Below are 13,666 nucleotides of genomic sequence, written 5' to 3'. Positions count from 1 at the left end.
GACTAATTGCCTAAAAAAAACAAAAGCCCCAGAGAAAAAATCTCTAGGACTGAACCAGGGTGCATCTACCATTTCTTATTTCCTATCCCCATGAACTTGCTCCGGAAAGGTTGCCTAAAAAAAACAAAAGCCCCAGAGAAAAAATCTCTAGGACTGAATCAGGGTGCATCTACCACTTCTTATTTCCTATCCTCATGAACTTGCTCCGGAAAGGTTGCCTAAAAAAAACAAAAGTCCCAGAGAAAAAATCTCTAGGACTGAATCAGGGTGCATCTACCACTTCTTATTTCCTATCCCCATGAACCTAGTCCGGACTAATTGTATAAAAATAAAAGTCCCAGAGAAAAAATCTCTAGGACTGAACCAGGGTGCATCTACCACTTCTTATTTCCTATCTCCATGAACTTGCTCCGGAAAGATTGCCTAAAAAAACAAAAGTCCCAGAGAAAAAATCTCTAGGACTGAATCAGGGTGCATCTACCATTTCTTTCTTCCTATCCCCATGAACTTGCTCCGGAAATTTATATGTATCAAACCTCTGACTCTACTCAACGTCAAAACCCTCTCCCTTCTCTAGCCCCAGCCGTCTACATCATTGGTGCCGGTCCTGGAGATCCGGAGTTATTAACCGTTAAAGCGGTGAAAATTCTGCAAAAAGCAGATGTTATTTTATTTGCCGACTCCTTAGTGCCATCACAAATTTTGCAGGAAACCCGTCCTGATGCAGAAATTATCCGAACTGGGAATAAAACCCTAGAAGACATCTTACCCCTGATGATCGAACGAGTGCGATCGCAAAAATCAGTCGTTCGTCTGCATTCGGGTGATCTGAGTCTATACAGCGCCATTCACGAGCAAATGCAAGCCCTTACCGAGGCGGAAATTCCCTTTGAAGTGATTCCTGGGATTAGTGCTTACCAAGCGGCTGCGGCTAAACTAGGGGTTGAACTCACAGTACCGGACGTGGTACAAACCATTATCCTGACACGCATTAGTGGTCGAGCTTCAGCCGTACCCGAGCCGGAAGAATTAGCATCCCTAGCCGCGCATCAAGCCAGCCTCTGTCTTTATCTAAGCGCTCGCCATGTAGAAGCCGCCCAAGCCAAACTCCTCCAGCATTATCCAGCCAATACCCCGGTTGCTATCTGTTTCCGCATTGGTTGGTCCGATGAAAAAATCTGGCTTGTCCCTCTAGAACAAATGGCAGCACTGACTCACCAGGAAAATCTAATTCGGACAACACTTTATATTATCAGTCCCGCCTTGAGAACACCTTGGTCTTTACCAGAGGCAATATCTAGCCAAGATACTAAGACAGGGACACGTTCCCGTCTCTATCACCCAGAGCACTCCCACCTCTTTCGCCGCGAGGGGAGATAGGGTGCACAGGGGCTTCAGGGAGCAGGGTTGTAGGGGCGGGTTTTACCCATAACGTTCTGGAGACACCCCTAACTTGACTAAACCCGCCCTTGCAGGAGAAGAGGAGATTAGATTGACCTGCTCCCATTAGAATTCCCTGCGAGTATAGTGATTGTATTGCCTTTTCTCTGTTCCCCAGTCAACTATGAAGCCAACCGTCTGTCCTAAATGTGGTGAAAGCTTAGAGTCTATCACTCATGGTGGCATAGAAGTCGATCGCTGCTGTAACTGCAAAGGGATTTGGTTTGATTCTCTGGAAGCTGAAAAACTCAAGCGGATTAAAGACTCCGAGAGTTTGGACATTGGATCTCCAGAAATGGGACATCAATTTGATCAAGTGGATGACGATGTGGACTGTCCTCGCTGTGGCGCGACGATGTTTCGCATGATTGATATTGACCGGTATAGTATCTGGTATGAAAAATGCCCCCAGTGTCACGGCGTCTGGTTAGATGCGGGTGAATTTAAGAAGTTTAAGCAGAATTTCTCACACAAAGGGATTCTAGGTCGAGTTCGCAAAACCTGGCGTCCTCATTAGCTTATCCGTTGTGGGGGGAGCAGGGGAAGCAATGTTCCAGACGTAATACTGAGTTGCGCTCAAACATAGTAGATAGGAAAAGCAGGGGAAGCAGGGGAAGCAGGGGAAGCAGGGGAAGCAGGGGAAGCAGGGGGAGAGAAAGTTATATCTTTGAATGCAACTTGGTATAAGGCGTGGAACGTCTGGAAAGAGGGGGGGTTAGGGCGGGTTTAGTCACATCGGGGTCAAAAAGAAACGATAGTAGTAAAACCCGCCCCTACAAACAATGTTCCCTCGAACAAAGTGAAGGGTCAAAACTCTCCCCTGCACCCAAAATCCCTGACCTCTTGGTACACTGAATGCCAGATCTGTGCAATTTAGGGAGAGGATGCCTTGCTAGACGAACAAGCGAAAAAAACGATGCTGCGTAAGATTCCCCATGGTCTATATATCTGCGGCGTCAAAGAGGGTGATAACTTAAACGGTTTCACCGTAAGTTGGCTGATGCAGTCTTCCTTTGAACCGCCACTGGTGGTCAATTGTATTAAGAAAGAGACGGGATCTCACGAAATGCTGAAAAAAAGTGGGGTGTTCAGCATCAGCTTCCTAGACAGTGGACAAAAAAACATGGCGGCGAAATTCTTTAAACCCCAAAGCCGGGTTGGGAATAAGTTCGAGGATGTGGAATTTTATGAAGGAGAAGCCACCGGCTGTCCGATTATTTCTGACTCCCTCGGTTACATCGAATGTAAAGTAATCGATGCGGTGGAAAAGGGGGATCACAGTGTTTATGTGGGTGAAGTGATTGCCGCAGGTGTCCACCGGGAAGGAGAACCGCTTTCACTCGAAAGCACCGGTTGGCAATATGGTGGCTAGAGACTGACCCCATATCCCAAATGGTTTTGATGAAGTTGCAAGACTAAACATAATGCCTCTGATTAAAGTTCAATCATCTGTGACGAATCTAGAACCTACCCTAGTGGAAGGGTTGCTGAAAATCCTTTCCGCTAAGCTAGCCCAGCATGTAGGCAAGCCTGAATCTTATGTGATGACGGCATTTGAAGAGGGTGTATCCATGACTTTTGGCGGTACTGTTGAACCCACCTGCTACATAGAAGTCAAAAGTATTGGCACGATGAGTCCAGCCCAAACCCAGGCAATGAGTCAAGACTTTTGCCAGGTGATTAGTGAAAAGCTGGGTGTCCCGATTAAGCGAATTTATATTGAGTTCGCTGATGCCAAGGGTAGTATGTGGGGGTGGAACGGTACAACCTTTGGTTGAGGGGTTGGTTTTATCCTGATTAAGCCTTTGCTGTTTTTAGGGATAGCAGATAATATCCAAAAGCTAACCCGTGCTTGTTGGGGACAGGACATCAAACCAACCTACTCTCGTTGACATGAACCCAAAGTAAGCCCCCCTTAAAAAGGGGGGTTTGGGGGGATCTCTACCGTGCTGTATTGGCAAGCAAAACTAACCCTAATCAAGGTCAGCATTCATTCCGCTTCTAAGGCTTTGCGAACTGCGGGATGAATCAGATCGTCTGGGATTCGATTTCGCTCAATATACTCATTGATTTCAGTCTGGTTATCTAAATAGAAGCTCAGGGCATCAAAGACTTGAGCCAGGGTAAGCTGGGGATACTGAGCCGGAATTTCTTCAGGAGGAGTACCCAATCGCCATAAGCCGACAATGACTCGCACCGATATGCGCGTCCCGATGATAATCGGTTCACCGCTTAAAATGTCTGGATTACGAGTGACATATCTGGAAACTGATGTAGTCGTCATTAATCAAACCCTAGGAGATAGCTCATTTTTATTACCATCCTAACTAGGGCTTGCTGCATAAGTGTGTAAGGTAGACAAGATTTGGGTTTCAAGCCATTTTCCGACCCAACAAGTGCAAGGTTTTTACCTCGACAGAGGGGTGAAACCATTGCATATTGCCTATTCCCTATTGCCTCTCCCCACCACCAGACTCCCTGCAGCAGCCCCTAACTACCGGGAAAGCCGCATCTGTATGCAATCAAGCGGATTCGATATCACTTAGAGAACCAGGAAATCGGCTCACAGGGATAAGAAAACTGGTCATTATCAGTCCCGGTGGTTTCGTGATCCAATACTTGCATCACCTGGTTATAAAATGCCTCCGCTTCTGGAGGGGAGTCGCCAATACAGGTTAATCCCAGTTTGCCGAACTCTGAAAGGGCGCCCATCAGATGAAACACATTGCCAGTACGGGTACTGCTATCAAAATGTAGACGATAATGGGTGATAATATCCATAAGATCATTGGGCATTAACCCTCGGTAATGATCCCGTTGTAAATTATCAGTAGCGATGTAATATTTCTGGCGACCTTGCTGGCTGTAAAATAAACCCGTTGAGGCGTCGTAATGACCATTGGTTAAATACCGAAGCGACATAAACGGATGGGTGGTTCCCCCTTTGCGTAAGTTAATTTCTATCGCCTGTAAATCCCAGGCATTTTCCCCCTTCTCCGGCTGGTGAACGGCGACAAAATCCACGCCATAACGCTCGATTGCACCTTTTTCTGCCAGAACCTGTCCCACTTTAATTCCCATCTGTTGCAGGGGTAAGCGGTAGGCTGCATCAGCGGGAAATCGACACCCCAGATAAATCTGACCATCTGGACCGCCTAAAATTTGATCATGGGTGGAGAGTATCTTTACCTCACCACGCGGGGTAATATACCCTTGTACACTCGGCGATCGCTTTTTCTCTCCTTCGATAAATATTTCGACAATCGCGCCTAACTCTGGGATGCGACTGGAAAATTGAGTCCAGGTTTCATTCTTTGCCTGAAAGCCTAAATGTTCTAAGTCTTCGTGGATAGCTGCAACCCGTTGATCATGAGATGCTTTTGCTGGTGCTGCGTCGGGGATTTTTCTCAAATCCAGAATGGCATTCCCTTCCCCAGAAAAGCCTTCATTGAGTTTAATCACCATCCGCTTTAAGTCGGGATGACGTTCCCACAATACAGCCGCCGCTTCCACCAACTCGTCCACTGTCCACATTGTTTCACAGCCATCGGGATGGGGGACACCACTGAGTTTAAAAATTTCCCGACTCCCACTCTTGGTTCCCCAGTAGAGTAAATCGGGGTCAGGTGCGAGAAGGGGTAGACCGAGTTTTACTGATAATTCTCGCTCAAGCTGGGTGGAATTGTAACAAACCATATAGGACTTGTGCGGACGCAGCGCCTGACGAATTCGCGCCATTAGCCGGGGACGTTCTAATATTTTTTGGCTCAGGGGTTTGAGTGAGGCATCATAGGTTGAGAGGAGCATCAAACGCTCACGGGCGTGAGAAAACGGGATTCCGGGTAAAAGTTGCAAATAATAATCAATCACAATCGGCGATAGCGGTACCGCCGTTACGTAAATCAGGCGGGTGCGGGGATTGCGTAAGCGAATCAGGGAAAATAACAGCCGTTCCTCATAGTGCAGAAAACCCGGAATCTTCGCTAGTTCTCGCTGATCAACGGAGACAGACGGGACAACCAAGATGTCGCGATCATCTTGGTCAAATAGATCAATACTAGACCAGCGATCGCGCAACTGGCTCTGAAGCCGCCGAAACCGTTCTGCTTGTGTGGAGGAGGATGAATTCAATTCATGCATTGCCCCTGAACCGCCTCAATGTTATACATAGCAATAGTAGCGGTTACGGGGAACAACTGTAATACTGTTAATTAAGTAGAGTTATCTGTCAGGGTTCAAGATGGCACGGCGGGCTAATTTGGCGTAAGTTTTGACGGTTTGATAACGCATCTCCAGATCATCTGCGATCGCCTGTAAGGATTCCCCCATTTCTCGTCGTGCTAAGATGGTTGCCCAGGTTTCGGCGATGTCTTGCGCCCGATTTCCCCCCTGGCGCTGGCGTTGGGCGAGAAATTGTTGGGTTAATTCGCTAATGCGTTCGGCTAAGAGGGTTTCTATTGAGGGGAGGGCGGGGGTTTCGGGGGATAACCAGCCTAGGCGAGTTTGTCCTAAGCCAAAGGGGGTTTTGTGTCCGGTGCCGCAGTAGGGGGCAAATTGGGCTAAGGTATGGAATAATTGGCTAAATTCTGGGTGTTGGGTTGCACCTGAGTCCAGTCCTAACGCGATCGCACCCGTGAATCCGGTGACGACTCCTTTCTTTCCTGCTGCAACTTTCATCGATTCTAAACGGTGACGCTGAATCACTACATTTTCGTCTACCCAGTCTAAAAAGGCGGTTTGATCAAAGGGTTGAAGAGAAAAATCATTCCAGCGCCGCAAATAGCTGTGGAAGAGATTCCTGGGAACCGGTAAGGGGAAATGGTGTCCCTTGCGGCGAAAGCTGGTAGGGGTGAGGAAGCTGAGGCTTAGGGATTGGGGTAGGGTGGGGATTGGGGTAGATAAGTTAGGATAAGTGGTTGGTGCTAAAGCAATGTGCCAACGGCTAATTTTGAGGACAGCACCGCGTAATTTAATCATATCTGGCAGGTGATGAACCCATTCGGCGAGCCATTGGGTTAGGGGTGGGTAAAGGGCGGTGATGTACCAACGGTAGGTTGTATCGGGTTTGAGTTTGAGGGTTTTTCCAGAGGTGAGGAAGTCTCCGTCTAAGCGGGAGAGGGTGAAGGGTTTCTCGGATTGACCATCATGGAGATAAGCGGAGAGTTGGGGGTTAGTTTGGCGAACTTGATCTAAGAACCAGGCGTGGAGTCCGACAGTGTATTGAGTATAGAGGGAGTCTGGGGCGTTGGCGGTTAATTCTAAGACAAGTCCGACTAATTCTGTATCCGGTGTCCAGGGATGGCGGGATGGAGGGGGTTGGGTTTGGCTGCGTTTGCGGGGTGCCATGATGGGGTGAATGCCGGATTTTCAAGGGGTTGCTCCTAATATATAGGGTAGACTGAGTTGTCTCAAACCTGTTTTATTAACTCCCCTGGCGAATTCAGATCGGTTAAATGACGAGTAGCGCTGTCTTCAAGCAATTGACGGATAAAATTTGGATGTTGTGAGTTAACCGAATGTAACAACTCTCGATACAACTGACAAGCCGAATCATCATTCAAAATCCGAGTATGGATGATTCTCGCCCAATCTTGAGCCAACCCGATTAACTGAGGCGCCACAGTAATAAATGCTTGAAGCTGTTGCTGTAAATCAAAGGATTCTAGAAAATGAAGCAGACTAAACATGACCTCTGGCTGTTCACAGCGATCATCGAACATGAGATGTAAGGTGGGTAAATCCTCGGTTTGAGGATGCTTTGCCAGTTCAGCTAACGCTGTTTCAAAGGCGATCACCTCTTGGCGCGATCGCATCAATTTATTCGCCTCTAAGACACGAATCCAATTGGTTTGTGACATCAGCTATTCTCTCCCTGCTCAAAAATACCCTGCCAAGCTAACTTATTGAACTGGATAATATCCTGTAAGCTGCGTCTAATTTCTGGCGTATAAAGTCCCTGACGCCAATAAATTGATCGCGCATCTCTAATCTCTCTAGCCAGAGCCTGCCTAGGCGAAAGACTTAAATCAGGAGATTGTCCATAAGAGATAGTTTGACGATGACGACCTCCTTGACCGGGCAAAGGATGTTCCATCATCATAGCAATGCCCATTCCTCTAGTGTAACCAGGAACCTTTGCTGCCATAAAAGCATTAGAAGGAATGTGGTGAGGTGTTAGATTATCCCCTCTACGTCCAGTTTTAAGTAAGTCAGCATAGCGTCCAACCGCACCTTCTCCTGATAGTAATCCCTCTCTATTTAACAAGATTACACCCCTATTCTCCCCGTAATCCCCGAAAATACAAAGGTTATCATCTTTTTACCGAATCCGTGCGATCGCCTTGCTCTATTCCTGGGCTTATCCAGCATACCGGGTAAATTTTTCAAGTTGTAGGGTGGGCATTGCCCACCTTACTGATACCAGAGTTTTCATCCCCTTTGGGGGAAGTGAGTTTGTCAAGAGTTCGCTCAGGAAACCTTACAGAGAGCGGGTTTCAGACGCCAAATCTCCACACCTTTTTCATTGTCAATTACTCAACGCTTATTGACAAAAATCTCCGGTTTTCATCGTCCAAAACCCTTACCCAGACTGCCATCGACACACCTCAACGGAAAAATGAGGTTTGGAGCGATCGCGTGACCTGTGTAGATAAGCTAATTTACCGTATTTTGCTATGCAGTTTTCTAGGTTCTGTCGTTATTCGATAATAATACAGGCAAACCCCCTTAAATGCCAAACCCTTCCGGTCGTCGGAAAAGGGTCTTTCCCAGGGGGTGCTACATTAGCCTCGTACTGACAGAACGGCAAAAACCATGAACGCGATTCAACTTCAACTGCTTCCCCATCAAACCCAAACCGGTTTACCCTATCAACATCTGCATTTCCAGATTACAACAGATGACGGCATTATTTCCCCCCCAGATATTAAAGGACTAAAACTACCAGAAGGAATACCCTTCAACCAAGGTATCGTCATTGAAGGAAAAGGTCCGATTTGGCTGTACAGTTACCTGGTTCACGAATGTCATCCCGCCGCCTGGGTGGGATGTTATGACCCCCGTTTAGGCGTTGTCGTCGTCGCGACTCACACTCACGATGTCTCCGTGGGGGAAGTATTTCCCGTGGAATTACCCGCCGCGCTTTCTCGGTAATCCAGCCATCTAGCGAGGGGGATAATCCGGTTCACGTTGATATAGCTTTCGGCAATGATTAGCTAAGACAATTTTTATCCTTGTCCCCCTTTTTGTCAGTAACAATAGTTACTAAATCACCCGACTTAGAAACCCTAAACCTAGATCCTGTTTGGATTGGGAGTCACAGAGAAAGGAAGGAGCGCACAAGCTAGACATTCCCCTATCTATTCTCTCTAGTATTTGGATACAATAACTTAAAAGCACGCTCAATTATGACTCATTCTCTACACCCCCTAACCATTGGAATCGCCTGGTGTCTCGCTTGGGGCGAGAGGCGTGAACCGCAGTTTGATTTGAGTATCTTGCAGCAGATGCGAGAGGCGTTGCTTCAAGGGAAAGAGGTTCCGGAAGCACTAAAGTGCTCACTACAAACGGTGCGGCAACTACAAGGGATTCCCCAAGACTATTTTCCCGATAAAATCACTGATCTTAAAGATAATTATCCCAAGTTGTGGGAGCAAACCACCCGAATCGGTTTAGTCTACGGCGGCGCAACAAAGATTAAAGGCTATGTGTTTGAATCCGCTAAACTTCCCGAAATTAGGGGCGCATCAGCCTTACTTGACCGAATTAACTTGATTGATATCCCGGCGTTTTTTGATAAAGAACAAAGAACCGATTCAATTAAGGATTTTTTAAAGGATTTCCCCGACTTGGAATCTGCTTTAATCCCAGAACTGATTGTTCGCTCCTCTGGTGCTGTGACTATAGCATTTTGTCCGGCGGCATGGGTTGATGATTTAGCTGACGCAATGGAAAAACGCTACACCGAGGAAACGTTAACTGCTAACTCCTGTGTGGTTGGGGATACATTTAGACTGTTGGAAATTCGTTTTGGGTTGTTGCAAAATAAGATTGACGACACCCCCTGGTTAGAATGGTATCGGCAGAATCAAGACAACCCTTTAGTTAAAGCCTATTTCGATCGCACCGATGTTAACACGCCGGAAGAAAAATTTCGGAAACGCAAGAATTTTAACGAACTACTCAGCAAGTTAACAGTTCAATTTAATCAACGACGCAATGGTAACGATAAACCTGGAAGTAATCGCCCCAGCCGCCGTTACCCACCCATGTTTGAAACCCATCCTTATTTACTCCGGGATGATAATACTGGCGCTTTAGCTGCGGTACAAGCCAATATGATTCCGAGTCAACCTTGGTTATCTGAACCTTTAGCCCGGAAGCGGATTGTGGGATTATTAGCAAAGCGTGCCGTTAAGCCAGACAAGTTACCCAAATGGTACACCCAAGAATTTACCTGGAAACCGGAATCTATTGAAGACTGGGTAACGAAGTTCAATGATGAATTCTTAGAAATAAATCACCACTATAGAGAAAAGTACTACCGAAATAAATCGTCTATAACAGTTGAAGCAGCCCAAACCTTGACAGAAATTGGGGATGCTAGTGATGGCTTTGTGGGTTACATTTATGCTGATGGCAATAATATGGGAGGTTACATCCAAAAATCAATTCAAAGTCCTGAGCAATATAGACAATTTAGTGCAGATATTTTTGAGGCAACGAAAAAATCCGTTTATATTGCATTAGCAAAACACCTAGAACCTCATCAATTGAAAAAATTAGATCCGGATGATGAATCAACCCATAAAAATGGGGAGTGGATTCACCCCTTTGAGATTTTGCTGCTGGGTGGAGATGATGTGTTAATCGTTGTACCTGCTAACAAAGCCCTGAAAATAGCTCAAACCATTGGCGATGAGTTTGAATCTATACTTTTAGAAAAGGGTTACAAGTCATTGCCGAGTCAAAAAGAAGCCCATCGATATAAAGGTAAAGTCCCACCCCAAAGCCATTGTGAACTGAGTACGTCTATCGGAGTTTTAATTACCGCTTATAATACCCCCATATACTATGCCAAAAGATTCTATGATCAATTACTCAAATCAGCAAAGAAGAAGGCAAAGGACTTAAAAAAATATTATAACTATCACGGCGGTACAGTTGACTTTCTCACCTTGAAGTCAGTAACCATGATTTCCTCAGATCTTGCAAAGTTTCGCCAAGAGGGTTTAACCAAGCAGGAACAAGACAAAAGTAAACCAACCCTGAAACTCTATGGCGCCCCCTACACCCTACATGAACTCGGCGGATTGATTGAAACTGGGGAGAAACTAAAGCAGTCAGAATTTCCGCGATCGCAACTTTATCAAATCCGCCGTTTACTTGAACAAGGCAAACAGACAGCTATGCTAAATTATCGCTATTTCCGCGTTCGCTTAAAACCAGAAAACCAAAAACTATTGGAGGAGTATTTTGAAAAAGCCTGGTGTGATGCCAAGACTAATAAGGGTAATTTAGCACCCTGGATGTCGTTACCGGAAAAGGATGGTACGACTACTTATGAAACTATATGGCGGGAATTGGTCGAACTTTATCCTTTTATTGTCGAAACCGCTGAACAACCTAGCCAGACGGAGGCGCGATTACCATGATTTATCTACAAGAATTATTATCCAATCCAGTCGAAACAATCTCCCTAACGGCTATCATTGATACTGCTTTATGCGTGGGTGCAGGAGGTTCTTCGGGTTCTCTAGCCGATAAGCCAATTGTGCGTACTGCGGACAACAAACTTTTGATTCCTGCATCTCAACTTAAAGGGCGTTTGCGCCATGAATGTGAGAAACTAGCACGGGGGTTAGGGTGGGCAATTTGTCAAGCACCTAATCCTCAAACCATGTGTCCCCAGCGTGCAAATTTTCCCGAAGAGGAGGCGAGGCGTTTTCAACGAGACGAGGATTATCGAGTACCAGGAGATCACCGATATCATTGTTTAATTTGTCAGATTTTTGGCAATCCCGCCTTACCGTCACGAGTCATTTTTGATGACTTAATTTGCCAGGAAGAACCGGACAATCTCCCGCCAGAGGTTCTCCGCCCTGGTGTGACTATTAATCGTCGTCGTCATACTGCTGAAGAGAAAAAACTCTACTTCCTAGAAACCTCACCAGCTAATGTTCAGCTTAAGTTTACTGGAGACATTCATCTTCAACCCAATTGTCCGGCTTTTACCAAAGCCTTAATTTTAGCTGGGTTACACCATATTAATGCTTTGGGGGGTTCTAAATCCACAGGATTGGGATGGTTAAAGTGGGAACTTCCCCCAATTCAGGTGGATGAGTCAGTGTGGAATTATTTAGCTAAAGGAGGAGTAAATGAAGCGCATTCAACTGGAAATTAAAGCCTTATCCCCTCTAGCAATTGGACGAAAAAAACCAGGGGGTTCAGTCAGTGAAGCAGCAGACTATATTCCCGGTTCGGTAATTCGAGGTGCGATGGCTGCTGTAATGTTACAACAATCTGGTTGGCAGGATACGGATTTTACAGAATCAGGCGGTGATTTCCAAGCCCTATTTCTGAGTGGGGATGCTGCCATTTTCCGCAATGGTTATCCAGCAGCAACAGAAGACGTTGGTGTCTTACCTGCTACAGCCGTAAGTGCCAAAGCCAATCCCGGTTTTAAGCCTAAAGGTAATGGTGTTTTTGATACATTAATTGACCGCTTTTGTGCAGAAAGCTACAACCATCTTTACGATCCCAGTTGTCCAAAAACTTTAGAAGAGGGAACGGATAGTCGAGTTGAGCCTTTTAGTGGATTCTACAGTAAAATGACGGATAAATGTACAAGCCAGTCAGTAACTAAACGGCTGCTAACTCGTGTGGGGATTAATCGGCGTCGGGCAACATCAGAAGAACAAGTCTTATATAGCATTGAGGTTCTCAATGAAACTCAGCATAAGCAACCAGTGGTTTATCACAGTTCGATTTTGGTAGACGATGATAATTTAGCTGATCAATTGACTCAATTTATCAGTTGTAACTCGGAAAACTTTCGTTTGGGTGGTGCAGCCTCGCGGGGATTAGGGAAAGTTAAAATAGAAGCGAATAGTGTTGAACCTAATATAGATGTTGACTCACGGGTCAAACGGTTTAACGTTGCACTCCAGCAGCGTTGGCGTGAGTGGGGAAATCTTTTCGGCAATCGTCCGCTAGAAAATCGCACTTACTTTACATTAGATTTGCAATCCGACGCTATTTTAACGGAAAACTGGCAACGTACTATGGTGATTTATTCAGATATGCTGCGACAGTTTTCTCAGTTAACGGATTACCCGGTTGAACTACATGTTGCTTATAGTAGCTATGACTATATTTCTGGCTGGAATTCAGCTTGGGGGTTAATGAAGGATGTGGAGTTAATCACGAATAAAGGTGCGGTTTATTTGTTTAGTACAATCAAAGATAAGGAGAAAGATTGGATTGAGGCGTTAGAAAAATTAGAGTTGAAGGGGGTAGGCGATCGCACCTGTGAAGGGTTTGGTCAAGTGCAAGTTTGTAATGATTTTCATACTATAGTTTGGGAGGAGGCTAAATAGTTATGATAGCTAGTATTGGATTAGATTTAGAAACCCGGTTGACCTTAAGACTGGATAAAGAAATAGACGTTCAAATAAATACAATAATCCCACGTATGCAAGGTATAGCTCAGGAATTTGAAATAGAGAAAGCAGATAAAAAGTCGCCTTTCAGAAATATTTTATCTTTTTCGACTGAAACATCCTCGTTAGAAGCAATTAAAACCCAAATTCGCTATCAAATAGGGCGAAGCGAATCAAGCCGAGTTTGGAAAATTCAAAAGCCCAAAGGTGTTTTTGCTTTAGTAGTAGCCAATCAACTAGAAGAACTAATTAAGGATGCAAAAGATATTTTAAGCCGAGTTAAAAATATCCTTATAGAGGAAGATACACTGAAAGAATATTTAGAGTCTAGAGAGACTCTGATTGAACAAGATATTCATTTAAAGTTAACTCGACTTTACCTGGGATATCTTGCACGAGAACATACTGCCAGAGTTGGTGAGATAAAATTTTCAAATGATCAGGAGTTGGAACAAAAAAGCTTAAAAATCAAACCAAATAAAAAGGTTTTTCGGTACTTATTATGCTAAACTATCAACTAAATGCCAAAACAATAAAGCTCTTTTTTCAAAGTTATAAAAATTGGT

General features: G+C 45.2%; 14 protein-coding genes. 9 read left to right on the top strand and 5 right to left on the bottom strand.

Translation table 11 applies throughout. The features are described from left to right. Positions 1 to 525 precede the first annotated feature (525 nt). From cobM to ACLGGO_RS32730, 4 genes are all read left to right on the top strand, one after another. On the top strand, positions 526 to 1,380 hold the full coding sequence (gene cobM / locus ACLGGO_RS32745; RefSeq protein WP_446339033.1) for a precorrin-4 C(11)-methyltransferase: 855 nt from the start codon (positions 526 to 528) through the stop codon (positions 1,378 to 1,380). A 184-nt stretch (positions 1,381 to 1,564) separates the two neighbouring features. Next, positions 1,565 to 1,957, top strand: a complete 393-nt coding sequence (locus ACLGGO_RS32740; RefSeq protein WP_446339029.1) for a zf-TFIIB domain-containing protein — start codon at positions 1,565 to 1,567, stop codon at positions 1,955 to 1,957. A 372-nt stretch (positions 1,958 to 2,329) separates the two neighbouring features. After that, positions 2,330 to 2,812, top strand: coding sequence for a flavin reductase family protein (locus tag ACLGGO_RS32735; protein ID WP_446339030.1), 483 nt, complete (start codon positions 2,330 to 2,332; stop codon positions 2,810 to 2,812). Positions 2,813 to 2,864: 52 nt separating this feature from the next. Continuing rightward, positions 2,865 to 3,218 (top strand): phenylpyruvate tautomerase MIF-related protein, encoded by a 354-nt coding sequence (locus ACLGGO_RS32730; RefSeq protein ID WP_446339031.1) that lies wholly within the window; start codon positions 2,865 to 2,867, stop codon positions 3,216 to 3,218. A 212-nt stretch (positions 3,219 to 3,430) separates the two neighbouring features. Here ACLGGO_RS32730 and ACLGGO_RS32725 read toward each other — a convergent pair whose 3' ends face one another. From ACLGGO_RS32725 to ACLGGO_RS32705, 5 genes are all read right to left on the bottom strand, one after another. Next, positions 3,431 to 3,724, bottom strand: coding sequence for a DUF433 domain-containing protein (locus ACLGGO_RS32725; RefSeq protein ID WP_446338772.1), 294 nt, complete (start codon positions 3,722 to 3,724; stop codon positions 3,431 to 3,433). Between the two features lie 254 nt (positions 3,725 to 3,978). Continuing rightward, complete coding sequence (locus ACLGGO_RS32720; RefSeq protein WP_446422454.1) at positions 3,979 to 5,580, bottom strand: peptide ligase PGM1-related protein; 1,602 nt, start codon at positions 5,578 to 5,580, stop codon at positions 3,979 to 3,981. An 81-nt stretch (positions 5,581 to 5,661) separates the two neighbouring features. Then, on the bottom strand, positions 5,662 to 6,786 hold the full coding sequence (gene cas6, locus ACLGGO_RS32715; RefSeq protein WP_446422453.1) for a CRISPR-associated endoribonuclease Cas6: 1,125 nt from the start codon (positions 6,784 to 6,786) through the stop codon (positions 5,662 to 5,664). 62 nt (positions 6,787 to 6,848) lie between these two features. Beyond that, entirely contained in the window at positions 6,849 to 7,298 is a 450-nt protein-coding gene (locus ACLGGO_RS32710; protein ID WP_446422452.1) for an Imm30 family immunity protein, read from the bottom strand. After that, entirely contained in the window at positions 7,298 to 7,705 is a 408-nt protein-coding gene (locus ACLGGO_RS32705) for a hypothetical protein (RefSeq protein WP_446422451.1), read from the bottom strand. The genes ACLGGO_RS32710 and ACLGGO_RS32705 overlap by 1 nt, the downstream gene beginning before the upstream one ends. Positions 7,706 to 8,253: 548 nt before the next feature. Between ACLGGO_RS32705 and crn3 the strand changes: the two genes are divergently transcribed. The 5 genes from crn3 to ACLGGO_RS32680 all read left to right on the top strand — a co-directional run bounded on the left by crn3 (position 8,254) and on the right by ACLGGO_RS32680 (position 13,609). Next, a complete protein-coding gene (crn3, locus tag ACLGGO_RS32700; protein ID WP_446336388.1) occupies positions 8,254 to 8,592 on the top strand; it encodes a CRISPR-associated ring nuclease Crn3/Csx3 in 339 nt (112 codons plus the stop codon). A 254-nt stretch (positions 8,593 to 8,846) separates the two neighbouring features. After that, entirely contained in the window at positions 8,847 to 11,093 is a 2,247-nt protein-coding gene (gene cas10 / locus ACLGGO_RS32695; protein WP_446422450.1) for a type III-B CRISPR-associated protein Cas10/Cmr2, read from the top strand. Then, the gene (locus tag ACLGGO_RS32690) at positions 11,090 to 11,842 is read left to right on the top strand and encodes an RAMP superfamily CRISPR-associated protein (RefSeq protein WP_446422449.1); all 753 of its coding nucleotides are present in this window, start codon (positions 11,090 to 11,092) and stop codon (positions 11,840 to 11,842) included. The genes cas10 and ACLGGO_RS32690 overlap by 4 nt, the downstream gene beginning before the upstream one ends. Continuing rightward, positions 11,817 to 13,037, top strand: a complete 1,221-nt coding sequence (gene csx10 / locus ACLGGO_RS32685; RefSeq protein WP_446422448.1) for a type III-D CRISPR-associated RAMP protein Csx10 — start codon at positions 11,817 to 11,819, stop codon at positions 13,035 to 13,037. Before ACLGGO_RS32690 ends, csx10 begins: the two co-directional genes overlap by 26 nt. Positions 13,038 to 13,039: 2 nt before the next feature. Next, the gene (locus ACLGGO_RS32680) at positions 13,040 to 13,609 is read left to right on the top strand and encodes a hypothetical protein (RefSeq protein WP_446422447.1); all 570 of its coding nucleotides are present in this window, start codon (positions 13,040 to 13,042) and stop codon (positions 13,607 to 13,609) included. Positions 13,610 to 13,666: the final 57 nt, after the last annotated feature.

Source organism: Coleofasciculus sp., from assembly GCF_046565525.1.
In the GTDB taxonomy this organism is placed as follows: domain Bacteria; phylum Cyanobacteriota; class Cyanobacteriia; order Cyanobacteriales; family Coleofasciculaceae; genus Coleofasciculus.
The sequence above is the reverse complement of the archived record's forward strand: the minus strand, read 5'-3'. Positions and strand labels throughout refer to the sequence as shown.